Origin of the sequence: Pseudomonas sp. OTU750018, from assembly GCF_011636575.1 — a bacterium.
In the GTDB taxonomy this organism is placed as follows: Bacteria; Pseudomonadota; Gammaproteobacteria; order Pseudomonadales; family Pseudomonadaceae; genus Aquipseudomonas; species Aquipseudomonas peli.
Genome location: NZ_JAAPAU010000002.1, coordinates 467,594 through 491,177, shown reverse-complemented (window position 1 = coordinate 491,177; position 23,584 = coordinate 467,594). Strand labels below are relative to the sequence as shown.

Below are 23,584 nucleotides of genomic sequence, written 5' to 3'. Positions count from 1 at the left end.
CCGGGTGGCCTTCCCGCATGCGGATTACATGCCTGGCAGTACAGCGATATCAATGATATTGCCCGGCAGGCCGGCGATGTCGCCCAAGGTGGTCGGCTTGCCAGTGGCCAGGTCCAGGGTGTGCAGCGTGGTGCCTGTCAGCAGGTACGCGGTGTTGCCGCCTTTGCCGTCGCTGGCGATGTCCAGCGCCGCATTCTGCAAGCCATCAACGATTTTGCCCACGGCTTGCTGGATGCCATCGTTTGGCGGGTTTTGCAGCATCAGATTGCTGCTGGCCAGGTCCACGGTGTACAGCGCGGTCGCCTGAGTGCCGGCGTAGGCGTTGGTATACGCACCGGCGACTACCTTGGCGCTTTTACCGGCATAAGGGCCTTCGGCGGCGTAAGCCACTGAACCGTCTACCACCACTTCACCGGTTTCAACGTTGACGCGAAAGCTGGTGCCGTCGGCGGCGAGCATGCGCAGTTTGTCGGCAACCGGGTTGAAGTCGATGACCGCCTGGCCGCTGCCAGGCAGTTGCTTGTTCAGGCTGGCGACCTTGCTGGCTGCGCCAGTGGCCAGGTCCAGGGTGTGGAGCTGATGGTCATTGCTCAAGGCATAGAGCATCCCATTGGCCGGGCGCACATCAATGCCGCGCAACGGGCTTGGGCTGTTGGTTGCCATCGTGGCGGTGACTTTCTGGCTGCCGCTGTCAATCTTGAACAGCTGACCGTCGGCGCCCAGGGCCAGTAGGGTCGCTGCGCTGGCAGTGCCGGCGGCGAGGCTGAGGGTGGCAGTGGTAACGGCAGCGGTCAGCAGGGTATTGAAGCTGTTCATATGCGTTCTCTCATCTGTGGTTATCCAGCATCGATGCAAGGCCGGCTTAGGCCTGCCTTGCAGGTGCCTCGATGAAACACCTGATAGCTATACCCACGAGAACGCATCTGGATGTCGCGGCCTGAAAATAAATTCAGTTTTTTTGCCGATGGCTTCAGTTGATCGAAGCCATCACCGCGCGACCGATATACAGCACCTTGCCGGTAGGCCGATCCTTCGGCGAGCCGCCGGCCGGTTCCAGGGTCAGTTCGAACAGCTGGCCGGGTTGCACTGCGCCAATCTGTTCGGCAGACAGTTGCAGCGGTTTCCCCGGCTCGACCAGGCCTAGGGAGCGCGGGCCGATGGCTGGGTCGATCAACGTCCAGAACTGCACCGAACGGTCGGCCGGGATCTGATCCTCCAGCAGTGGTTGCAGTCGCAGGCTGCCAGTGCCGTCCACATGCACTACCCAGCCGGGTTTGGCGGCTTCACCAGGTGCTTGCAGCACCACGGTGTAGCTGTTGCCCGGCATGTCTGTGCGCCACAGGTTAGGCATCAGCGCGACGATCAAGGCAAACGCCAGGGCAGCACTGGTGAGGCGCCAGGTGGCCAGGCTCTGCCACCACGTCAGCCAGACATTCACCCGGCTGACGGTTGGGGTCAGGCTGAGGCTGTCCTGCAGGCGTTGCCACAATTGTGTAGACGGTGTTTGCGGCGGCAGCTGATCGCTCAGTTCGAGAAAGTGCTGTTGCCACTGCAGAGCCATTTGCGCGGCTTCGCTGTCGCGCTCGATCAACTCGCGCACTTCAGCGGCTTCGGCCTCATCAAGTAAGCCCAGGACATATTCGCCGATCAAGGCGCGGCGTTCGGCAGGTTGCTGCGAAATCATGCGTGCAAACACTCCTGCAGGGCGCGCAAACCTGCGCGAATACGGCCTTTGATGGTGCCCAGCGGGGTGGTCAGGCGGTTGGCGATTTGTTCATGTGTCAGGCCGCGGTAAAAGGCCAGGAGGATCGGGTGGCGGCGATTGCGTTCGATGCCTTGCAGGCAGCGACGCAGTTGTTGGTGTTCACCTTGCTGCTCTAATAACTCTGCCGCCTGTGGGGTGTCGTCGGCCGCGCGCTCGATAAAGTCGTCATCCATCTCCACCGTACGACCACGGCTGCGCAGCTGATTCAGCGCGCGGTAGCGCAGGATGCTGTAGATCCAGGCGCGGCCGCTGCCCAGTGCCCGCTGAAAGCGCTGGGCGTTGCGCCAGACTTGCACAAAGGCATCGTGCACACAGTCTTCAGCCTGATCACGACGGCCGAGCAGGGTAATGGCCAACCCGAGCATCTGCGCGGCCTCCTGTTGGTAGAGCGCCTGGAATGCGCGTTTATCCTGCTGAGCACAGGCTTCCAGATGGCTTTCGTAATCAAACAGCGGCTGCGCCATGCACAGGGTTCCTGAATGTGTGAGCGTGCCAAGGGTTATACCCGAGCACCTGCGCTTTGGATGTCTCGGGAGTGCAACAAATTTTCTCCGTCAGCGGGGCAGCTCGATGCGATCGGTTTCCCCTGGCACGGTTGGCCAGTCCTGCGCGGCCCAGCGTTGGCGCGCCTGGTCGATCAGTGCTGGATCGCTGGCAACGAAGTTCCAGTTAATCCGGCGGGGGCCAATCGGCTCGCCGCCAATCAGCACCAGGTGGCTCTCGCTGCAAGCGGTGAGGGTATAAGTCTCGCCTTCAGGCAGTACCAACAGGCCACGCAGCGGCAGTTGCTGGTCGTCCAGTGTCGCCTCGCCGTCAATCAGGTACAGCGCGCGTTCGGCATGCTCGGCGGGGATTTGCAGTGCGCTGCCGGCGGCCAGTTTGAGCTCGGCATAGATAGTGGGCGACAGCACCGGTACTGGCGATTGCAGGCAGAAGCCTGCCCCGGCAATCAGGCAGATGTCCACGCCCATGCTGGTACTGCGCGGCAGGCTGTCTGCGGGGTGATGGCTGTAGTGGGGTTCGCTTTGCTCATCGGCGGCGGGCATGGCCAGCCAGACCTGCAGGCCATGCATGTGCGAGCCGCTTTCCCACAGCGTCTGTGGGGTGCGCTCGACATGGGCGACGGCACGGCCTGCGGTCATCCAGCTGACCTCGCCTGGGCTGACCAGTTGATTCGAGCCGAGGCTGTCCTTGTGCTGCAATTGCCCCTTGAACAGGTAGGTGAGGGTGGACAGGCCGATATGCGGGTGCTGGTTGATATTCATGCCGCTGCCAGCCGGGTAGGTGTTTTCCAGAATATGGTCGAAGAACACGAACGGCCCGACGCTGCGGCACTTGGCCGAGGGCAGCGGACGCAGGATAGGTTGCCCGCCGAGGTTTTCCGGGCGCGGCTGGATCAGCAGAAGGTCGCTCATTCCATGCCCTCGCTTAGCTGAGTGCTGACCTGAACCTCGCTGCTGGTCATCAGCTTGTGAATCGGGCATTTATCGGCGACGCGCAGCAGCTGCTGGCGTTGCGCGTCATCCAGTGCGCCATGCAGGGTCAGCTCGATATTCAGGTGGTAGATGCCTTGGCGTTCCTGGCTGTCGTCACGGTTGAGCTTCACGTCGAGCCCTTGCAGCGGTAACCCACGTTGCTTGGCATACAGCGCCAGGGTCAGCGCCTTGCACGCGCCCAGCGCAGCATCGAACAGGTCATGGGGCTCAGGCGCTGAGCCTTCGCCGCCCAGTTCCACCGACACGTCGCTGTGCAGGGTGTGCGGGCCGATGCTGATGCGCTGCAACAGGCCTTTTTCGTTGCTGATGCTGATCATGTGAACTCCAACGCCATGGGCTGAGTGAGTGATCAGCCTAGCCCATGGTGTCAGCCTCAGACCAGTGCAGACAGCCGCACATCGGCCCCTAGTACGCGCAGTAATTGGCCACGGGCATCGAGGATCGGTACCGAAATGGTGAAACAGAAGTCGTCGGTTGCCGATGAGCGATAGACCTGGGTGATATGACTGCACATGCTATCGGCCGCGGCGCGAAACCACGGACGTTGCTGCCAATTGCGGCCTTTGCAACTGCTGCTTTCACTGTGGTTCACATCGGCGGCAAAGATGTTTTCGGAGAGCTGCACGCCGCGGTTGTCGACCAGGTAGAACAGCTCAAACCGCGCATCGCGCTTGAGGGTTTCACCGAGCAGGCGTTCGGCGGTGGCCATATCCGCGCTCATGCCGGGTTGGCTAGCCAGCTGCTCGACACTGGCCTGCACGGCGTGGTGAATCTCCAGGCGGAAATCACCCAGCCCCGCCAGCAGACGGTCGCCATCTTCGCGCACCGCCTGGCTGTGGTGCAGCACCTGGCTGGCCTTGCCGAGCAATTCGCCGGCGACCCTGGCGATGTTCTGCACGTCACCGTTGATTGAGCGCACGGCTTGGCCGATCTGCTCGGTGCCTGCGGCGATCTGGCCCACGCGACTGTCCAGGCGATCCATGGCCTGGCGGGTGCTGTCCAGACCACCGCCAACGGCGAGCATGCCATCGCGGCCATCGGCCACGGCCTGGTGCATGTGGCTGCCTGCTTCGGTGAGTTGCTGCATGCCGCTGCGAAAACGCTCGATGATGTCACTGACCTGCGTGGTGGCGTCGGTGGTATGCCCGGCCAGGCGCCGTACTTCCTCGGCCACCACGGCAAAGCCACGGCCATGCTCGCCTGCGCGGGCAGCCTCAATGGCCGCATTCAGCGCGAGCAGGTTGGTCTGCTGGGAAATACTAGCGATCACCCCGATCACTTTGCTGACCTCTTCAAGCTGGCTAGTCAGTTGTTGAATCACCAGCTCCAGTTGCTGTTCGCTCTTGCCGATCACCTCTACTTGTTGCAGTACCGCCTGGCCGCTCTGTTGGCAACCATGCAGGGTGGCGGTGACTTCAGCGGACAGCTGCGCGACTTCGGCGGCGCCGGGTACCAACTCGGCGTCGAGGGTGGTGGTGACCTGTTCACTGGCGCTGGCGATCAGTTCCGAGGACTGCGCCAACGTTTGCCCGCTCTGCTGGTTAGCGGCGGCGATACGTGCCAGTTGTGGGGCATGCGAAGCAATGCCGACTGCTGCGCCCAGGCTGGTGCGGATGCGTTGGTGCAGGCCTGCGCTGAAGTCATTCAGGCGCGACATCCAGCGATAGTTATCGCCCAGGCGGGCGGTGAGGTCGTGCTGATTGAACAGCGCATCGAGCGCAATGTCGTCCGTGTTCTTGCGTGGGGTCGAGCGCAATAGCTGAAGCATGGCGAATTCCTTCTAGGGTCTGGCGGTTGCACTGCAAGCCAAGTGCCATCACTGATGAGCCGCGTCATGCTGCTGACGCTGGAAAACAGTCACTGTGGCCGCCCTGTTCTGGTGCTGCAGGTTGTGGATTGGGCCTCTGTGGTGCTGTTTGCTCGCTACTCGCCGCTCTGCGCCTGAACTTGCGTCTGACACCTGGGGTCTATGCTGCTCTGACTGTCTGGAGGATATGCCCTTGCCTGTATCGCGTTTGAGTGTTGCCCTGTTGCTCGGCCTACTGAGTGCAATGGCCCAGGCCCGCGACTATCGCTACAGCGATGCCCATCTGCATTACGTGGATTTCTTTCAAGAAAGCGCGGGTATGACTGAGTTGTTCGAGCAGATGGCGGCCGGCAATATCGAGCATGTGATGCTCTCAGGCATTCCGGTGGCGAAGAAATGGCATGAGGATGAGCCCAAGCGTCCTCGTTATTACGCGGGTGATGATGCCAATGCCTATTGGTACAGCGCCACCGATGTGTTGGTGGCGCATGCCTACAAACAGGTGCCCGCTGAACAGCGCAAACGTCTGCACCCGTTTCTCTCGGGCTTTAATCCGAACGACAAGAATGCCGATGCACATATCCGCCGAATGCTCGAACTCGACCCAGGGCTGTGGCAGGGCATTGGTGAGGTTTTCACTCGGCATGACGACCTCACCGCGCTGATCCATGGTGATGCGCCACGGGCCAACAACGAAGCCCTGGCGCGGGTCTTTCACCTGGCTGCCGAGTACGACCTGCCAGTGATGCTGCATTCCAATATCACCTCCAAGCGCGAACGCAATCCGCTGTACCTGCAGGAAATCGAGGACCCACTGCGCAACCATCCACATGTGCGGTTTATCTGGGCGCATGCCGGTACCAGCATGGAAATTCACCGGCATCAGGAAAAGCTGGAGTTCCTCCTGCCCACCCTGGAGCGGATGCTTAAACAGTACCCCAATCTGTATATCGATCTGTCCTGGACCATGCTTCGGCCCTACCTGCTTGATGCTGAGGGGCAACCTGATCCAGCCTGGGTAAAGTTGGTCAGCAGCTATCCCGCGCGCTTTATGCTGGGCTCTGATGTGGTCGGGCGTTTCTCAAGTTTGCCGGACTACATGAAAGGCTTTAAGCCGTTTCTCGATGCTTTACCGGAGAAGGTTGCCCATCAGGTGGCGCTCGACAATTTCCTCGCGGTATTGCCACGTAAGGTGCAAGCCGAGATGACTGAGTAGAGCTGTCATAGCCCTGTCACACGGGTGTCATAGGCTCGCGCCATCTAAATAAGGAGCGCGACATGCAATACACCCGTTTCAGTGGCTTGGCCGCACTTGTGTTGATCAGCAGCCTGGCGCACGCCGAAGTGCGTGTTGAAGGTCCGATCGAATACGGCGTTTTCGCCAGTGACTATCAGGACTTTCAGGAAGGTGAGCGGGTGTTGACCCGCAGTAACCAGCAGATTGAGCAAGGCGACGTGATCCCCGCCAAGCTCGGTACCAAGTTCGGCATGCGCTATACCTTGGTCGGCAAGGTGGCGGATGACGCTCCGCTAACTTTGCTCTACCTCACCCCTGGAGTGGTTACTCCGCAAGGCACGCGCCACGACAAATTTGTGGTCACGCAAAAGCTGGTTCCCGGTGCGCCGCAGGATGTCATGGCCTTTGAGTTCACCGAAAAGCATGAAGTGGTGCCAGGTGAGTGGCACTTTATGGTGTTTCAGGATGACCGCAAATTGCTGGAGCAGCGCTTTATCGTGCGTTGAAGTTAAGTGAAGTCGTAATGCTAAACCCGAGCCTTGGCTCGGGTTTTTTATGTGCGAGGGGTCAAGAATCTAGTGCTAGAGTCGATACGGAATCTGTAGATATTGGCTGAAGGTCTTAAGGTCCTTATAAGGATAATGGCCATATGCTATCGAGCAAGCTGCTTCAGAACCGTAAAGGACGGCCGTGATGACCCTAAGAAATATAAACATCGCTCCCAGAGCGTCACTTGGCTTTGGCTTAGTCGCACTTCTTGTGCTGCTGCTGGGCAGCTTCTCCCTGTTGCAAATGTCAGAGATGAACAAGCAATCAGCTGATGTAAATGAAAACTGGCTGCCCAGCGTGCTGAGCCTGGGTGAGATGAGCCAAGACATTCTAAGGCTGCGAGCTCTGACACTGCGCCTGATGCTTAACAGCGATGAAAGTGCGACGCAGCAGAATCTCGTCCGTGTGGAGGAGTTTAAAAACCAGTTGCACACGGCTCAGAGTAACTATGAAAAATTAATCTCGAGCCCTGAAGAACGCACGATTTACGAGCGTTTCAAACAGGCTGAAAGCAGCTATCTGCAGGAGCAATCGAAGATCGTAGCCGCTGTCCGTCAAAATGATCTTGATGCTGCACTGGCGGTTGCCAATGGCCAGCTGAATGGGCATGCGGACAGTATGGCCAAAGCCCTCGCTGATTTGTCCGAAATGAATCGGGTGGGAGCCTCCGCAGCGGCTGAAAAGGCTGATCAAGTATTTTCCAGCGCCCGTACATGGGTCATTGTGATGATGCTGGCCGCCCTTGGTCTGACGGTGATTCTGGCGTTGCTGCTGACCCGTAGCATCGTCGCGCCGCTGACCGATGCGGTACGGGTGGCTGAAGTGGTGGCAGGCGGCAACCTGACCCAATCAATTGAAGTGCAGGGCAGTGATGAGCCGGCACGTTTGCTGAGTGCGCTGCAGACCATGCAGCAAAGCCTGCGTAACACTATCCAAAATATCTCGGACTCCTCTACGCAGCTGGCCTCGGCCTCGGAAGAGCTCAGTGCGGTCACTGAAGACTCCACCCGTGGTTTGCATCAGCAGAACAATGAAATCGAGCAGGCGGCTACCGCGGTCAATGAAATGACCAGTGCCGTGGAAGAGGTTGCGCGTAATGCCGTCAGCACCTCTGAAGCGTCCAGCGAGTCCAATCGTACGGCGCAACATGGCCGCGAGCAGGTGCGCCAGACTGTTGAGTCGATCAGTCATCTGGCGGACGACGTGACCCATACCGCTTCCGAAGTGGAGCAGCTGGCCGGGCAGGTGCGCGATATCAGCAAGGTACTGGATGTGATCCGTTCGATTGCCGAGCAAACCAACCTGCTGGCACTGAACGCTGCGATTGAAGCCGCGCGTGCGGGTGAGGCCGGACGCGGTTTTGCCGTGGTAGCCGATGAAGTGCGGGCCCTGGCGCACCGTACGCAGCAGTCGACCCGTGAAATCGAGCAAATGGTCAGCGGCATCCAGCAGGGCACCGATAAAGCAGTTAACGCCATGCAGAACAGCAACAGCCGTGCCCGTTCAACCCTTGATGTGGCCAAGGCGGCCGGCCAAGCGCTGGATGAGATTGCTGCCGCGATTTCGCAGATCAATGAGCGCAATCTGGTGATCGCCAGCGCTTCGGAAGAACAGGCTCAGGTGGCCCGCGAAGTGGATCGCAACCTGGTGAATATCCGAGATCTGTCGATGCAGTCTTCAGCCGGTGCCAACCAGACCAGTGCGGCCAGCCAGGAGTTGTCACGCCTGGCGGTGGACCTCAATGCACTGGTAGCGCGCTTTTCTATCTGAGTAAGCTTGGCGCAAGCCACAATAAAAAAGGCCATCCCGAGGGATGGCCTTTTTTATGCTGCAAACATCGGGTGTGGCTTATTTGCCTGCCCAGCGTTTGAGTACCAGAGTGGCGTTGGTGCCACCGAAGCCGAAGCTGTTGCTCATCACGGTGTCGAGCTTGGCGTTCTCAACGGTGCTGCGCTGGATCGGCAGGTCGGCGATTTCCGGGTCGACTTCGTCGATGTTGACCGAGCCGGCGATGAAATTGCCTTCCATCATCAGCATGCAGTAGATCGCTTCCTGTACGCCGGCGGCGCCCAGGGAGTGACCGGACAGGCTCTTGGTCGAGCTGATGGCGGGCGCCTTGGCACCGAACACTTCGCGCACTGCGCGGCTTTCCGCAACGTCGCCGACCGGAGTCGAGGTGCCGTGGGTGTTCAGGTAGTCGATTGGGCTATCGACGGTAGCCAGAGCCTGCTGCATGCAGCGCACTGCGCCTTCGCCGCTCGGGGCGACCATGTCGTAGCCGTCGCTGGTGGCGCCGTAACCGACGATTTCGGCGTAGATCTTCGCGCCGCGCTTGAGTGCGTGCTCCAGTTCTTCGACCACCACCATGCCGCCACCGCCAGCGATAACGAAACCGTCACGCTTGGCGTCGTAAGCACGCGAGGCTTTTTCTGGAGTTTCGTTGTACTGAGTGGAGAGGGCGCCCATGGCGTCGAACAGGAAGCTCTGGCTCCAATGTTCCTCTTCACCACCGCCGGCAAACACTACGTCCTGCTTGCCCAGCTGGATCTGCTCCATGGCATTACCGATGCAATGGGCGCTGGTGGCGCAGGCCGAGGAGATCGAGTAGTTAACGCCCTTGATCTTGAACGGCGTGGCCAGGCAGGCGGACACGGTGCTGCCCATTGTGCGCGGTACGCGATAGGGGCCAACACGCTTGACGCCTTTCTCGCGAAGGATGTCCATGGCCTCCATCTGGTTGAAGGTCGACGCGCCGCCGGAGCCTGCGATCAAGCCCACGCGTGGGTTGGAGATTTCTTCTGCGCTGAGGCCCGAGTCCTTGATCGCCTGCTCCATTGAGAGGTAAGCGAAAGCCGCTGCATCCCCCATGAAGCGATAGACCTTGCGGTCGATCAGCTCTTCCAGGTTGAGGTCAACCGAGCCAGATACCTGGCTGCGCAGGCCCATTTCGGCATAGGCAGGGTTGAAGCGGATGCCTGACTTGCCAGCACGCAGGTTGGCAGAGACGGTGGCTTTGTCATTGCCCAGGCAGGAAACGATGCCCAGGCCGGTAATCACGACGCGACGCATGCAGAGAGTCCTTTAAAAATTGTCGGTAGAGGTGAACAGACCAACGCGCAGGCCTTCGGCGCTGTAAATCTCGCGACCATCAACGCTGACGCTGCCATCGGCAATCGCCAGAACCAGGGAGCGGGCGATGGTGCGTTTGATATGGATGTTGTAAGTGACTTTCTTGGCGGTCGGCAGCACCTGACCGAAGAACTTCACTTCGCCCGAACCCAGGGCACGGCCACGGCCTGGATTGCCCTGCCAGCCAAGGTGAAAGCCCACGAGCTGCCACATGGCATCGAGGCCCAGGCAGCCTGGCATCACCGGGTCGCCTTCGAAATGGCAGGCGAAAAACCAAAGATCAGGAGTGATATCGAGCTCGGCGACTATTTCGCCCTTGCCGTACTTGCCGCCGGTGTCGCTGATATGAGTGATGCGATCGATCATCAGCATGTTCGGCGCGGGCAGTTGCGCATTACCTGGGCCGAATAGTTCGCCGCGACCGCAAGCGAGCAGTTCTTCCCGGGTGAAGGCGTTTTGTTTGGTCATGCGAGCTCCTCAATATGTCCCATGCGCCAAGGCTGGGCGAATCGTCCTGGCTGGCGGCACAGTCTGCTGCGCCTGCCAACAGCCTAGTCATAGACTGTTGCGTTGTGGTGAAAGTCACAGCCTTGTGAGTACAGTTGTACTCCGCTCCTGTTGGCCTGTCATAGCGCCCATGTTCATTAGCCTGCAGCAGTTGAGCCTTCTTGACTACCCGTCGATGGTCGAGGAGGCAGCCAGCGCTGCAGGATTCGCTGCAAATCGGCCCGTTTAAAGGGTTTTGCCAGGTAGTCATTCATACCCGATTGTAAGCAGGCCTCGCGGTCGCCCTGCAAGGCGTTGGCGGTCAGCGCGATAATAGGCAGTTCGCTGCAGCCAGGCAGGCGACGGATCTGCCGTGTGGCCTCGTAGCCGTCCATAATTGGCAGACGGCAATCCATCAGAATCGCTGAATAACGCTGCTGGCTGACCTGATGCACGGCCTGTGCGCCATCTCCAACCAGGCTGACCCGATAGCCCAGGCTGCGCAGCATGGCTTCGATCACGGTCTGGTTGACCGGGTTATCTTCGACCAGCAGCACCGGTTGGCCGTTCCCCTGGTCCGCTGGCAGTGGTGTCTCGCTGGTAGCGGGTGCGACGTGCTGGGAAAACGGCAGTGGCACTTCCAGGGTAAATACCGAGCCCTGACCTTCCTGACTGACTGCGCGCAGGGTGCCGCCCATGCGTTCGGCAAGGGTTCGGGCAATCGGCAAACCCAGCCCGGTGCCGCCGTAACGTCTTGAAATAGAAGTGTCAGCCTGCTGGAAGGCATCGAACATATGTTCAAGCCGCTCAGGGGATATTCCGATGCCGCTGTCATGCACCGCACAGCTGAACCACAGCACCTGGTTATCCAGCGCCTGCCAGCTGCTGTGCACACGAATATTGCCGGTTTCGGTAAATTTCAATGCGTTGCCGATGAGATTGACCAGAATCTGCCGAATCCGCGTAGGGTCGCCTTGTACCTGTAGGTTCTCCAGGCCACTTTCGGTTTCCAGCAGTAATTGCAGGCCACGCTGTTGGGCGCTGTGTTGGAACACCTGAATCGAACTTTGTAGCAGGTCGAGCAGGCAGAAGGGGATGCGTTCGAGCTCCAGTGCGCCGCGTTCGATCCGCGAGAAATCGAGGATGTCATTGATGACTTTCAACAGGTGTTCAGTGGACTCGGTGGCCAGGGCGGCATATTCGGCCTGCTCCTGAGTCATTTCAGTGGTTTCCAGCAACTGCAGCATGCCCAGCACGCCATTCATCGGCGTGCGCAACTCGTGGCTCATCATCGCCAGGAAGTCGGATTTGGCGCGGTTGGCCAGCTCGGACTGCTCGCGTGCTTGAATCAGCAGGGCCATGGCGCGTTGTTGTTCGTCACTGGCGCTGGCCAGGCCGTGGGCGAGGTTGTTGATATGCCGTGCCAGCGCCTGCAACTCACCTTCACCGACTTCGGGCAGGGTGGTCTGGTAGTTGCCGGCCTGAATTGCGCTGACGGCTTCACCCATGGCGCTCAGCGGCTGCGACAGGTGGCGAGCCAGGCGGCGGGCAAGAATAAAGGTCAGGGCCAGGGCGAACAGGGCGAGCAGGGTGGCCTTAAAGAGGATTTCCTGCTGGCGTGTGTTGAAGGCGTCGTTAGACATGCCGACGACGACATAGCCCAGGTAGTCATCGGCCAATGCCTGTTGATCAGGGGTGTTCAGCGCTGCACGTTGCAGGTGTATGGGCGCCTGAAACACATCGACCTGGCTGCTTGCGTGGCCGCTGCCTGGGGCTTGCTCAACGTAAACGAGAATTTTACCGGTGTGATCGCGCACTTCCAGAAAGCGCACATGCGGGGTTTTCAGCGTGGCTTGCAGCAGTGCCTCGAGCACCTCAAGGTTGCCGGAAATGACCCCATAAGTACTGGCCGGGGCTAACTGGCTGGCGATCAACTGACCGTAGTGGTTGACCTCCTGGCGCAGGTCCTGCAGACGGGCAAAGGTGAAGAACCCGGTGAGCAGCAGGGTCAGCAGCAGGGCAGGGCCGACACTGATCAATTGGGTGCGGGTATGGATATTCCAGCCACGACGCAGGATCATCGCGACACTCCGCTGCTGCAAAAAATGTTCGGACGTTGGAGAACTGGCCGGTTTTGCGCGGTCTCAGGATGAATCTGGGCTTGGGTGCTGTCGATCACGCCACAACCTTGTTTGCGTTTTAAAGGCTGCATGTTAACTGAGCTGCTTGGCTTTGCCAGTGCCAGGCAACCTGCTAAAAGCTGGTTGCATAGAGGCGCCGCCGTATAATGCGAGCGATTCGCCACTTTCAATGGTTTACCACGGATACGTTATGACTGATCAGCACCCCATCGCCGTGCTTGGCGGCGGTAGCTTCGGCACTGCGATTGCTAATTTGCTGGCCGAAAACGGCCAGCATGTCCTGCACTGGATGCGCGACCCCGAACAGGCCCAGGCGATTCGGCTGACCCGTGAAAACCCGCGTTACCTCAAAGGCATCAAAATTCATTTGGGCGTTGAGCCTGTCACCGACCTGGCGGCGACGTTGAACGCCTGTCAGTTGATCTTCGTCGCCTTGCCCTCCAGTGCATTGCGTCAGGCGCTGCAACCGGTGGCTGAGTTACTCAGCGGCAAGCAGCTGGTCAGCACCACCAAGGGCATCGAGGCGCAGAGCTTTCTGCTGATGAGCCAGATTCTCGAAGACATTGCCCCGCAGGCGCGTATCGGCGTGCTGTCGGGGCCAAACCTGGCGCGTGAGGTGGCCGAGCATGCACTGACCGCATCGGTCGTAGCCAGCGAGGACGAAGAACTCTGCCAACACGTGCAAGCTGCGTTGCACGGCCGCACGTTCCGTGTGTATGCCAGTGCCGATCGTTTTGGCGTCGAGCTGGGCGGTGCGCTGAAGAACGTTTACGCGATCATCGCCGGCATGGCCGCAGCGATGGGCATGGGCGAAAACACCAAGAGCATGCTGATTACCCGCGCTCTGGCGGAAATGACCCGTTTTGCGGTCAAGCTGGGCGCCAACCCCATGACTTTTCTGGGTCTTGCCGGTGTGGGCGATCTGATCGTCACCTGCTCCTCGCCAAAAAGCCGCAATTACCAGGTGGGCTTTGCCCTCGGTGAGGGCTTAAGCCTGGAAGATGCAGTAGCGCGCCTGGGCGAAGTGGCGGAAGGGGTGAACACCATCAAGGTGCTGAAGTCCAAGGCGGAAGAGTTACAGGTCTACATGCCCCTGGTCGCGGGCTTGCATGCCATTCTGTTCGAGGGGCGCACGCTGAATCAGGTAATCGGTGCGCTGATGAATGCAGAGCCCAAGACCGACGTTGATTTTATCCCCACCACCGGTTTTTGAGATTCACCTTACTAGAACCTGCAAGGAGATGAGCATGAGTGATGGCAATCAGGAACTGCAGCGCGAATCGATTCTGCTGCGAATCCTCTGGATGGTGATTTTCACCATCGTTTGGCAACTGGCGGAAATCCTTTTGGGCGCTGTGGTGTTGCTGCAACTGGGTTACCGCCTGTTTTACGGTGCGCCGAATGCCGGCCTGCTGGGCTTTGGGGACAGCCTGAGCCAGTACCTGGCGCAGATCGGTCGCTTTGGCACCTTCAACACTGATGAAAAGCCTTGGCCGTTTGCTGACTGGCCAACCCCGCAAGCACCACAAGGTGAGACCCCGCACAGCATTCCTCCGGCGGCCCACCCGGTGCGCGACGAAGAGCCGAAGCTTTGAGTCGTCGTCTTATTGGGGCAAGCCTGTGAAGCTCTGGCTACTGCGCCACGGTGAAGCAGAACCGACTGCGCGCACTGATGCCGAACGCAACCTGACTGCCTATGGCCGGCAGCAGGTGCGTGAGGCAGCTGCGCAGTTGCTGGAGCGGCCGCTGCAGGCTGTATTGGTCAGCCCCTATGTGCGGGCTCAGCAGACGGCAGATCTGGCCTGCGAAGTCTTGGCCTTTAGCGGTATCCGGCAGACCGTGCCCTGGCTAACGCCGGAGAGTGATCTGCGCCAAGCGCTGCGGGAACTGGATGGTTATGTGTTCGACGAGCTGTTGTTGGTCACCCACCAGCCGTTGGTGGGCGCTTTGGCGGGCCTGCTGATACATGGTCATCGTCAGCAACCGCTGCCGATGAACACCGCCAGTCTTGCGTTGCTGGAAGGTGATGAGCTGGCTGCTGGGTTGATGGAATTGTCTGCCCACATGCATCCAAGCCGTTCCTGACGCCTCACTACACACCGAAACATTTCTCCTCTTGCGGGCCGCCTTTGTGCGTGGAATAGTCAAACCAAGCAATTGCTTGGTTGGCTCCACAAAAACAACAAAGGAGGAAGCCCTGTGGCTGATGCAATCCGTTTGCCGCTTGAGGTGTTTTATGAGCGCGAGGCTCGGCACCCGAATAAACGCTACATGGTGCAGCCGCTGCCGGGCGGTCAGCTGCAGGAACTGAGCTGGGCCGACGTCGGCGAGCAGGCGCGCCGTGCGGCCAACTGGCTGCGTAGCCGCGAACTGCCGCAGGGCAGCCGCATTGCGATCATTTCCAAGAACTGTGCGCACTGGATCGTCACCGATCTGGCGATCTGGATGGCTGGGCACGTCTCGGTGCCGCTCTATCCCAATCTCAACGCCGAGTCGGTAGGCCAGGTGCTGCGCCACTCAGAGGCGGCGCTGGTGTTCGTCGGCAAGCTGGATGATTGGCCAGCAATGGCTCCCGGTGTGCCGCAGGATGTGCCAACCATCGGCCTGCCATTGCGTCCGCAGGGCGAGTTCAGCTTTACCTGGGATGACCTGCAGGCCTGCACGCCGATTCAGGACAACCCCAAGGCGGCTGCCGATCAGCTCGCCACCATCATCTACACCTCCGGCACCACTGGCACGCCGAAAGGGGTGATGCATCACTTCAGCAATTTCGGCTTTGCCGCCAGCCACGCCACTGAGCTGTTTGGCGTTGGCGAGAATGACCGTGTGCTGTCCTACCTGCCGCTGTGCCATGTGGCCGAGCGCATGTTTGTCGAGCTGGCATCCATTTACGCTGGGCAGACAATCTTCTTTGCCGAGAGCCTGGAAACCTTCCTTGAAGACCTCAAGCGCGCCCGGCCGACGGTGATGTTCGGCGTGCCGCGTATCTGGACCAAATTCCAGATGGGCGTCTACAGCAAGATGCCAGCCGAGAAGCTGGATTTCCTGCTCAAGCTGCCCATCATCGGCCGCATTGTGGGCAAGAAAGTGCTGGTTGGTCTGGGCCTGGATGCTGTGCGTTATGCGCTGTCTGGCGCCGCGCCGGTGCCCGAAGCGCTGCTCAACTGGTACAAGCGCCTGGGCTTGGATGTGCTGGAGGTGTACGGCATGACCGAGAACTGCGGTTACTCCCATGTGTGCCGGCCGGGCAAGTTCAAGCAGGGCTGGATCGGTCAGAACAGCCCTGGCGTCGAAGTGCGCATCGCCGAGGATGGCGAGGTGCAGGTACGCAGCGGTGCGACCATGCAGGGTTATTACAAGGATCCTGAGAAAACCGCAGAAACCATCACGCCCGATGGCTTCCTGCGCACCGGTGACAAAGGCGAGCAGGACAGCGAAGGCAATCTGCGCCTGACCGGTCGGATCAAGGAAATCTTCAAGACCAGCAAAGGCAAGTACGTTGCCCCAGCGCCGATTGAGAACCTGCTCGGCGAGCACTCACGCATTGAACAGGTGTGCGTGGTGGGCGATGGCATGCCACAACCCATGGCACTTTGCGTGCTGTCCGATGTGGGGCGCAGTGAGGCTTCCAGCGGGCGTGGCGAGTTGGAGAGTAGTTTGAAGAAGTTGTTGGAGGACGTTAACCAAAGCCTCGACAAGCATGAGCGCCTGCAACGTCTGGTGTTGGTCAAGGAGGTCTGGGCGGTTGAGAACGGCTTCCTCACGCCAACTCTGAAAATCAAGCGCGCAGTGGTCGAGGGAACGTATGGCGGGCGCTTCAGTGAATGGACCGAACGCAGTGAAGCGGTGCTCTGGCACGAGTGATCAGGTGTGTGGCCGGCATGCATCATGCCGGCCACGTTCTGGCTGAATCGACCCTAAAGGACTGACTATGGCCCTCTGGCAGCAAACTCCGAACCTAGCTCAGCTCAATGGCTTTCTGAAGAACACCATTGGTGAGCAACTTGATATCCGTTTCGATGCCTTCGATGACGAGTCTTTGACCGCCAGCATGGTGGTCGATGCACGCACCCACCAACCCTACGGCCTGCTGCATGGCGGCGCCTCCGTGGTGCTGGCGGAAACCCTCGGTTCTACCGCCAGCCACCTGTGCATCGACAGCAGCAAGTTTTACTGCGTAGGCCTGGAAGTGAACGCCAACCACCTGCGTGGCGTGCGCAGCGGCCGGGTCACCGCGGTAGCTCGGCCGGTGCACCTAGGGCGTACCACCCATGTCTGGGACATCCGTTTGACGGGTGAGGATGGCAAGGCCAGCTGCATTTCCCGGCTGACCATGGCCATTGTGCCGCTGGGGGAGAATGGCCCTGCGCTGCGTTAATCCGTAAAGTCCGCCACTGCCGCTCCGGCTGGCAGGCCTCCCATCAGCTTTGACTATAGTGCCGTCATTCACTGGCCGTTTTGTCATTGCTGCATCTCAAACACTGCCGGACAATCATCGGCAACTTTCCAGATAAGCCCGCCGCCATGACCCAGTCCGTGTTCTTCGCCCATGCCAACGGCTTTCCCTCGGCTACCTACGGCAAGCTGTTTGCCGCACTGGCGCCTGACTATTCGGTGCAGCACCTGGAGCAACATGGGCATGACCCGCGTTTTCCGGTGAACGACAACTGGAGCAATCTGGTTGATGAACTGATCCATCACCTTGAGGCTAACCAGCAGCCGGTCTGGGGGGTGGGGCATTCGCTGGGCGGCGTGCTGCATTATCACGCCGCGTTGCTACGCCCCGAGCTTTACCGTGGAGTGGTGATGCTTGATTCGCCAGTCCTGACCCTGGCAGACAAGATGGTGATTCGCGCGGCCAAACGCTTTGGCTTTATCGACCGCATCACCCCGGCCGGACGTACCCTGGGGCGGCGTGAAGAGTTTATTGACCTGGCCGAGGCTCGCGGATATTTCGCAGGCAAAGGGCTATTCCGTCGCTTCGATCCTGAGTGCCTGGACGCCTATGTGCAGCATGGCCTGCAGGCCTCGGGTAATAGCCTGCGCCTGCGGTTTGATCCCGCCACGGAAATCAGTATCTACCGCAGCGTGCCGCACACCAGCCCAGGACGGCCGCAGCAGCTGAAGGTGCCGCTGGCCATGGTGCGCGGTCGGCACAGCCGGGTGGTGATGCCGCATCATGCCCACTTGGTACGCCGTGTTCCCAATGGTGAGTACCTGACGCTGCCCGGTGGGCATATGTTTCCCCTGGAACGTCCGCAAGATACTGCCGAATTGCTAAAAAAGCTGTTCCAGCGTTGGGACGGTCAACCTGTCAGTGAGCAACACGCATGAGCCTGCATTTCGAAGAAGTCCGCCTACGGTTGCCGCATATCGAACTGGCCGCCCATCTGTATGGCCCGGAAGACGGTATACCGGTGATTGCCCTGCATGGGTGGTTGGACAATGCCGCCAGTTTTTCCCGCCTGGCTCCGCTGTTGCCAGGGTTGCGTATTGTGGCCCTGGATTTTGCCGGCCACGGTCATTCCGATCACCGCCCGCCAGGCGGCAGTTACGCCATCTGGGACTATGCCCACGATGTGCTGCAGGTCGCCGAGCAGTTCGGCTGGCAGCGCTTTTCCCTGCTCGGACATTCCATGGGCGCAATTGTCTCGGTGCTATTGGCCGGGGCGATGCCGGAGCGAATCGAACGCCTGGCACTGATCGACGGGCTGATTCCCTACACCGGTGAGCCGGACACGGCGCCGCAGAAACTCGGCGAAGCGCTCAAGGCGCAGCTGGCCCTGGCCGGCAAGAGCAAGCCGGTATATGCCGAGTTTGACCGGGCTGTGCAAGCGCGCATGCGCGGGGTAGGGGCGGTCAGTCGTGAGGCCGCAGAATTGCTCGCCAAGCGCGGCCTGATGCCGGTGCCTGGCGGTTACACCTGGCGCACTGACAGCCGCCTGACACTGCCGTCGCCACTGCGTCTGACCCACGCCCATGCCCTGGCGTTTGCACGTAGCCTGCAGTGTCCGGCCAAACTGGTGATGGCGCAGCAAGGCATGTTGCTCGCGCAGCCGAGTATTACTCAGCTGGTCGAGGGCCTGGCCATCGAGGTGGCGCAGCTGCCTGGCGGCCATCACCTGCACCTGGATGACGACGTGGGCGCGGGTTTAGTAGCAGACTGTTTCAAAGCTTTCCTGGGCGCGCCTTGACTTGCTAAAGGCAACTGGGGAAAGGTGTGGGGGATACCCACGGAGATTCGCATGATCGACCTGTATACCGCCGCCACCCCCAACGGCCATAAAGCGTCCATCGCACTGGAAGAGTTACAGCTGCCTTACACCGTGCAGGCTTTGAGTTTCGATAAGCAGGAACAGAAGACTGCGGCTTTTCTCAAGATCAATCCCAATGGCCGTATTCCGGCGATTGTCGACCGCGCTAATGATGACTTCGCGGTATTCGAGTCCGGCGCCATTCTGCTGTATCTCGCCGAGAAAACCGGCCAGCTGCTGCCCAGCGACGCCAAGGGCCGCTCGCGGGTAATCCAGTGGCTGATGTTCCAGATGGGCGGGGTTGGCCCGATGCAAGGTCAGGCCAACGTGTTCTTCCGCTATTTCCCGGAGAAGCTGCAGGGGCCGATTGACCGATACCAGCGCGAAACCCGTCGTCTGTATGAAGTGCTCGATACGCGCCTGAGCGAGTCGCAGTACCTGGCCGATGACTACAGCATTGCCGACATTGCCACCTACCCATGGGTGCGTATTCATGACTGGGCCGGCGTCTCTGTTGACGGCCTTGAGCATCTGCAGCGCTGGATGGCTGAGCTGGCTGAGCGTCCTGCGGTACAGCGTGGTTTGCTGGTGCCGCAGCGCGAAGAGGACGGCGCGAAAATCGTCAAAGCGGCCCAGTCGATGTTGATCAAATGAGCCGTCTCAGTATTTATGGCCTCGGCATCAGCCTGTTGCTGGCTACTGCCGTTGTCCGGGCCGATGTTGCAGGTAGTCAGGACCTCGACGTGCTGCCGCGTTTTGCCGGGAGCAAGATTGTCAGCTTCAAGGATGTTGCCGAACAGGAGCGTATCTACCCGCAAGGGGCGATTCGGCGCATCAGTGGCACCTTGCGGTATGAGCGCGAAGTAGCTACTCAGGGCCAGTTGACCGCCGTGACTTATGAACTGCCGCGCACCCATACGGCCAATGAGGTGTTTGCCAAGGCCCGCAGTGATTTACAAGCCCAGGACGCCGAGTTGCTTTACTGGTGCGTGGGTCGTGAATGCGGCTCCAGCAGTCTATGGGCTAACGCGGTATTCAATAACGCTACCCTGACCGGTTCGGATGACCAGCAAACGTACGCATTGCTGCGTCTCGCTGAGCCACGTCAGGACAGCCTGGTGGGGCTGTACAGCATCACCCGTGGTAACAAGCGCGCCTACCTGCATGCCGAGTTGCTCACGGCCAATGCGCCGTTGGGCGAAGTGTTGCCGACCCCAGCCACCCTGCAGCGGCAGCTGAAAAGCACCGGTGAACTGCGCCTGGCCAAGCAGGTTGAACCCAGCGCTGCCTGGATTGAACTGCTGGCACGTAGCCTTAAGCTCGACAGCACCTTGCGTGTCACCATCAGCGGCGCCCTAGCCGAAGCCTGGCGCGATGCCCTGGTTGAGCAACGGGTGCGCGCCAGCCGTCTGGAGCTGGGTGACGCAGATGTCAGCGGCGTACAACTCAACGTGCTGCGCTAAGACGCTCCGCCCGGTACTCTTGTCGTTATGAATTGATCCGGCTCTGCCCTTCCAGGCAGAGCCTTTTGCGTTGTGCAGGGAGCTGTTTGGATGGCCAATAACGATCGTTTGCTGGTGCAGATACTGCTGTTGGTCTTGCTGGGCGCCAGCCTGTTGGTGTTGGCACCGTTTTGGTCGGCGCTGTTCTGGGCTGCGGTGTTGTCGTTTGCCAGCTGGCCGGTGATGCGCGTGCTGACGCACCTGCTCAATGGTCGTCAGGCATTGGCGGCGGGGTTGTTGACCCTGGCTTGGACCGTCGTGGTGGCCGTGCCTTTAGTGATGCTGGGCTTCAACCTGGCGGATCACATCAAGGATGTCACCGCGCTGCTCAAGGATTTCCAGGTCGAAGGGCTGCCGCCAGCTCCCGCCTGGTTGGCTGGCGTGCCGCTGGTGGGGGAGCGCCTGGTGGGCTTCTGGATGACCATCGACCAGCAGGGCGCGGCGTTTTTCGCCACTGTGCGGCCGTACCTGGGGCAAGTCGGTAACTGGCTGCTGGCGCGTAGTGCGCAGATCGGTGGCGGTATGGTGGAACTGGCTCTGAGCCTGATTCTGGTGTTCTTTTTCTACCGCGATGGGCCGCGTCTGGCGGCGTTTGCCGAAAGCCTGTTACAGCGCTTGATCGGTGATCGCGCTGAGCATTATCTGGAACTGGTGGCTGGTACCGTGCAGCGGGTGGTCAATGGGGTGATCGGTACTGCCGCAGCGCAGGCCATCCTGGCCTTTATCGGTTTCACCATCGCTGGCGTGCCTGGGGCGTTGGTGCTTGGCATCATGACCTTCGGCTTCAGTCTGATCATGATTCCTCCGTTGATCTGGGGGCCGGCGGTGGCCTGGCTGTTCTGGCAGGGCGAAGTCGGCATGGGGTTCTTCCTGCTGGTTTGGGGCTTCTTTGTGATCAGCGGCGTCGACAACATCCTTAAGCCGTACCTGATCAGCCGTGGCGGCAACTTGCCGCTGATCGTGGTGCTGCTCGGGGTGTTTGGCGGCATTCTGGCGTTCGGCTTTATGGGCCTGTTCCTTGGCCCAACATTGCTGGCCGTGGCTTACAGCCTGCTCAGTGATTGGGTCGGTAGCCCTGTCGTCAACACCACGGTCAGCAGCGTTGAATCGCCCGAGAAGACAGACAGCTGAGTGTTCATTACGGCTGCACAGCTGTTCGAGCCGGTTGGCATTTTCGCTAAATTTCCGCGGCGGCGCCTTGGTCGCCTGTAGCCGGGGTGGTAGCCTTGCGGCGCTTCGCGACCACGCCTTGGCTTGCGCAGCCAGGCGTTGTGCGCATGCCCGACGTCGCGCCTCAAACCGCCACACTGCCGTGCAGTGATTGACGCGGTAGCAGGGAAGCCCCACCCCATAACGGACACGCAGGATATCCCCCATGAAGAAAATTGTTGGCAGCGCCCTGGGCGCAGTTGTCGTTCTAGGCGTACTGAGCACCGCCGGAGCCTGGTACACCGGTCAGGAGCTCCCCGCCGTGTTGGAAACCTCGATCAAACAGGCCAACGAGGACATGGGTAAAACCCTGCCGGCCCTGGGCCTTAGCGCCACCATTGAGCTGGTTTCCCTGGAGCGCCAGCTGTTCAGCAGCAACGCGCGCTACCGCATTCAGTTTGCCGGCAGCCTGGATGGCGAATCGCCGAGCAACTTCGAGTGGTTCGTCACTGACCACATTGAACACGGGCCTTTCCCGCTGTCACGGCTGCAAGCTCTCAAATTGCTACCCGTTATGGCCACCAGCAATTACGCCCTGGAGCGCAGCCCGGAGCTGGAAAAATGGTTCGCCAGTAGCCAAGGTGGGGCGCCGCTGCAGGGCCAGGTCAGCCTCGGTTATGACCGTTCGATGAGCGGCAACCTGCGCGTGCAACCCCTGCAGATGGCGCTGGATGAGCAGACCCAGATTGATTTCAGTGGCTTGCAAATTGACTTCGACAGCAGTGCAGATGTCGAGGCAATCAGTGCCAATGGCGTGATGGACAGCTTCAAGGTCACTTCAACCCTGTCCACCGATGAGAGCATGCGCCTTGAGTTCAAGGACATGGACCTCACCAGTAATTCCCGTAAGGGCGTCAGCGACTTCTACCTGGGGCAGAACGAGGTGCGCTTGCAGCAGATCGAGCTGCAGGTTGGCGAGAACGCCCCCATCCTGTTCAAGGATTTCGTCCAGCGCGATGAAACCAGCGAAGCCAACCAGCAGCTGTCCGCGCGTTACAGCTATGACATTGGCATGGTCAGCTACCAAGGTACCGACATCGGCTCTTCGCAGATGCTCTGGACCGTGAAAAACCTTGATGCAGCCGCCCTGAAATCGATGATCGAGTTGTACGGCACACTGCTGCAGAGCGGCAAGGTCGACACTGAAAGCGGTATGCCGGAGCTGACCGACGCGCAAACTGCGCAATTCAAGACTGATCTGGAAAAACTGCTGGCCGGCAAACCGGGCCTGGCTCTGGAAAAACTGGCGTTCAAGACTGCCAATGGCGAGAGCAGCTTCAGCTTCGGCTTGGACCTGGACAAGCCGGTGTCCTTCGATCTGCCGGCGCCTGAACTGGCCAAGCAGTTGATCGCCCAACTGGATGCCAAGTTGCTGGTGTCCAAGGCGATGATTGCCGATGTGATTGGTGTACAGGCCACTCTGGCCGGGGAAACCGACAAGGAAGCGATTGCCCAGCAGGCGGCGATGGTCGGTGAAATGGCCAGCGGCATGGCGGTGGCCAGCGAACTGGCAGTGGTGCAGGGGCAGGACATCAGCTCCAGCCTGCATTACGCCAACGATCAGGTGACCTTCAATGGCAAGCAGATGACTGTGGAGCAGTTCGTCGCGCTGGCCATGAGCAGTGGCGGTGGTTTGGCGGGCATGGCCCCTGAAACCCCGGCCGAGGAAATGCTGCTGGAAGACAGCGAGGCTCAAAGCCCCGTTCAGTAACGCCTTCAGCGCTACGCTCTAGGCGTAGCGAGCGCCACATACGGCCAGACGACCTGTAAAGCAGGGCGCCTGGCCGTTTTTGTTTGTCCACGGCCTGCGATCTTTACGCTTTCTTTATGCCGGGCAGCATCGCCCGCACTCGTTCCTTTACGCCCTGGTTACCGACAATTTGCCCCAAGCGGTAGCCACCGCAATAAGGAGCAAACACATGAGCATTCTCGACGGGGTGTCCCTGGGCCTGGCCTTGGGACTATTCATTTATTTGCTGGTTGCGCTGTTGCGCGCTGATCAGGCGTAG

The 23,584-nt window shown here is 60.0% G+C and carries 25 protein-coding genes and 1 pseudogene; 16 read left to right on the top strand and 10 right to left on the bottom strand.

From position 1 onward, the window contains the following. Positions 1-24: 24 nt before the first annotated feature. From HCI85_RS11065 to HCI85_RS21335, 7 genes and pseudogenes are all read right to left on the bottom strand, one after another. Positions 25-816: a DUF4394 domain-containing protein gene (locus HCI85_RS11065; protein ID WP_167144749.1), complete on the bottom strand. Its 792-nt coding sequence runs from the start codon at positions 814-816 to the stop codon at positions 25-27. 154 nt (positions 817-970) lie between these two features. After that, on the bottom strand, positions 971-1,684 hold the full coding sequence (locus HCI85_RS11060) for an anti-sigma factor (RefSeq protein ID WP_167144748.1): 714 nt from the start codon (positions 1,682-1,684) through the stop codon (positions 971-973). After that, positions 1,681-2,229, bottom strand: a complete 549-nt coding sequence (locus HCI85_RS11055; RefSeq protein WP_167144747.1) for a sigma-70 family RNA polymerase sigma factor — start codon at positions 2,227-2,229, stop codon at positions 1,681-1,683. The genes HCI85_RS11060 and HCI85_RS11055 overlap by 4 nt, the downstream gene beginning before the upstream one ends. Before the next feature lie 90 nt (positions 2,230-2,319). Beyond that, positions 2,320-3,180: a pirin family protein gene (locus HCI85_RS11050; protein WP_160087220.1), complete on the bottom strand. Its 861-nt coding sequence runs from the start codon at positions 3,178-3,180 to the stop codon at positions 2,320-2,322. After that, a complete protein-coding gene (locus HCI85_RS11045; RefSeq protein WP_167144746.1) occupies positions 3,177-3,578 on the bottom strand; it encodes an OsmC family protein in 402 nt (133 codons plus the stop codon). Before HCI85_RS11045 ends, HCI85_RS11050 begins: the two co-directional genes overlap by 4 nt. A gap of 56 nt (positions 3,579-3,634) precedes the next feature. After that, complete coding sequence (locus HCI85_RS21340) at positions 3,635-3,970, bottom strand: PDC sensor domain-containing protein (protein WP_446730790.1); 336 nt, start codon at positions 3,968-3,970, stop codon at positions 3,635-3,637. A gap of 228 nt (positions 3,971-4,198) precedes the next feature. Beyond that, a pseudogene (locus tag HCI85_RS21335) lies at positions 4,199-4,543 on the bottom strand (methyl-accepting chemotaxis protein); the annotation flags it as partial. A gap of 540 nt (positions 4,544-5,083) precedes the next feature. Between HCI85_RS21335 and HCI85_RS21110 the strand changes: the two are divergent. From HCI85_RS21110 to HCI85_RS11025, 4 genes are all read left to right on the top strand, one after another. Then, positions 5,084-5,206: a hypothetical protein gene (locus HCI85_RS21110; RefSeq protein WP_275113194.1), complete on the top strand. Its 123-nt coding sequence runs from the start codon at positions 5,084-5,086 to the stop codon at positions 5,204-5,206. A gap of 106 nt (positions 5,207-5,312) precedes the next feature. Further along, the gene (locus tag HCI85_RS11035; protein WP_446730789.1) at positions 5,313-6,284 is read left to right on the top strand and encodes an amidohydrolase family protein; all 972 of its coding nucleotides are present in this window, start codon (positions 5,313-5,315) and stop codon (positions 6,282-6,284) included. Positions 6,285-6,346: 62 nt separating this feature from the next. After that, positions 6,347-6,811, top strand: coding sequence for a DUF3859 domain-containing protein (locus HCI85_RS11030; RefSeq protein ID WP_167144743.1), 465 nt, complete (start codon positions 6,347-6,349; stop codon positions 6,809-6,811). A gap of 187 nt (positions 6,812-6,998) precedes the next feature. Next, complete coding sequence (locus tag HCI85_RS11025; RefSeq protein ID WP_167144742.1) at positions 6,999-8,624, top strand: methyl-accepting chemotaxis protein; 1,626 nt, start codon at positions 6,999-7,001, stop codon at positions 8,622-8,624. 78 nt (positions 8,625-8,702) lie between these two features. Here the strand turns inward: HCI85_RS11025 and fabB are convergent, their stop codons facing one another. The 3 genes from fabB to HCI85_RS11010 all read right to left on the bottom strand — a co-directional run bounded on the left by fabB (position 8,703) and on the right by HCI85_RS11010 (position 12,550). Then, complete coding sequence (fabB, locus tag HCI85_RS11020; RefSeq protein WP_160087208.1) at positions 8,703-9,923, bottom strand: beta-ketoacyl-ACP synthase I; 1,221 nt, start codon at positions 9,921-9,923, stop codon at positions 8,703-8,705. A 12-nt stretch (positions 9,924-9,935) separates the two neighbouring features. Next, a complete protein-coding gene (gene fabA, locus HCI85_RS11015) occupies positions 9,936-10,451 on the bottom strand; it encodes a 3-hydroxyacyl-[acyl-carrier-protein] dehydratase FabA (RefSeq protein ID WP_090253349.1) in 516 nt (171 codons plus the stop codon). Between the two features lie 176 nt (positions 10,452-10,627). After that, positions 10,628-12,550 (bottom strand): response regulator, encoded by a 1,923-nt coding sequence (locus HCI85_RS11010; protein ID WP_167144741.1) that lies wholly within the window; start codon positions 12,548-12,550, stop codon positions 10,628-10,630. A gap of 250 nt (positions 12,551-12,800) precedes the next feature. On the opposite strand from HCI85_RS11010, the gene HCI85_RS11005 reads away from it, so the two are divergent. From HCI85_RS11005 to kdpF, 12 genes are all read left to right on the top strand, one after another. Beyond that, positions 12,801-13,823 (top strand): NAD(P)H-dependent glycerol-3-phosphate dehydrogenase, encoded by a 1,023-nt coding sequence (locus HCI85_RS11005; RefSeq protein ID WP_167144740.1) that lies wholly within the window; start codon positions 12,801-12,803, stop codon positions 13,821-13,823. 34 nt (positions 13,824-13,857) lie between these two features. Beyond that, on the top strand, positions 13,858-14,205 hold the full coding sequence (locus HCI85_RS11000; protein ID WP_090253357.1) for a DUF4389 domain-containing protein: 348 nt from the start codon (positions 13,858-13,860) through the stop codon (positions 14,203-14,205). Positions 14,206-14,230: 25 nt separating this feature from the next. After that, on the top strand, positions 14,231-14,695 hold the full coding sequence (gene sixA / locus HCI85_RS10995; protein WP_167144739.1) for a phosphohistidine phosphatase SixA: 465 nt from the start codon (positions 14,231-14,233) through the stop codon (positions 14,693-14,695). Positions 14,696-14,809: 114 nt separating this feature from the next. Further along, positions 14,810-16,474: an AMP-binding protein gene (locus tag HCI85_RS10990; RefSeq protein WP_167144738.1), complete on the top strand. Its 1,665-nt coding sequence runs from the start codon at positions 14,810-14,812 to the stop codon at positions 16,472-16,474. Positions 16,475-16,541: 67 nt separating this feature from the next. Then, entirely contained in the window at positions 16,542-16,988 is a 447-nt protein-coding gene (locus HCI85_RS10985; protein WP_167144737.1) for a hotdog fold thioesterase, read from the top strand. 146 nt (positions 16,989-17,134) lie between these two features. Beyond that, positions 17,135-17,944 carry an alpha/beta fold hydrolase gene (locus HCI85_RS10980; RefSeq protein WP_167144736.1) on the top strand — a complete coding sequence of 270 codons (810 nt, stop codon included), beginning with the start codon at positions 17,135-17,137 and terminating at the stop codon, positions 17,942-17,944. Beyond that, positions 17,941-18,804: an alpha/beta fold hydrolase gene (locus HCI85_RS10975; protein ID WP_167144735.1), complete on the top strand. Its 864-nt coding sequence runs from the start codon at positions 17,941-17,943 to the stop codon at positions 18,802-18,804. The genes HCI85_RS10980 and HCI85_RS10975 overlap by 4 nt, the downstream gene beginning before the upstream one ends. Positions 18,805-18,855: 51 nt before the next feature. After that, positions 18,856-19,518, top strand: coding sequence for a glutathione S-transferase family protein (locus tag HCI85_RS10970; RefSeq protein ID WP_090253376.1), 663 nt, complete (start codon positions 18,856-18,858; stop codon positions 19,516-19,518). Continuing rightward, entirely contained in the window at positions 19,515-20,327 is an 813-nt protein-coding gene (locus HCI85_RS10965) for a DUF4892 domain-containing protein (protein ID WP_167144734.1), read from the top strand. The genes HCI85_RS10970 and HCI85_RS10965 overlap by 4 nt, the downstream gene beginning before the upstream one ends. A gap of 90 nt (positions 20,328-20,417) precedes the next feature. Continuing rightward, positions 20,418-21,497 (top strand): AI-2E family transporter, encoded by a 1,080-nt coding sequence (locus HCI85_RS10960; RefSeq protein ID WP_167144733.1) that lies wholly within the window; start codon positions 20,418-20,420, stop codon positions 21,495-21,497. Positions 21,498-21,741: 244 nt separating this feature from the next. After that, on the top strand, positions 21,742-23,286 hold the full coding sequence (locus tag HCI85_RS10955) for a YdgA family protein (protein WP_167144732.1): 1,545 nt from the start codon (positions 21,742-21,744) through the stop codon (positions 23,284-23,286). A 208-nt stretch (positions 23,287-23,494) separates the two neighbouring features. After that, positions 23,495-23,584 (top strand): K(+)-transporting ATPase subunit F, encoded by a 90-nt coding sequence (gene kdpF, locus HCI85_RS10950; protein WP_090253391.1) that lies wholly within the window; start codon positions 23,495-23,497, stop codon positions 23,582-23,584.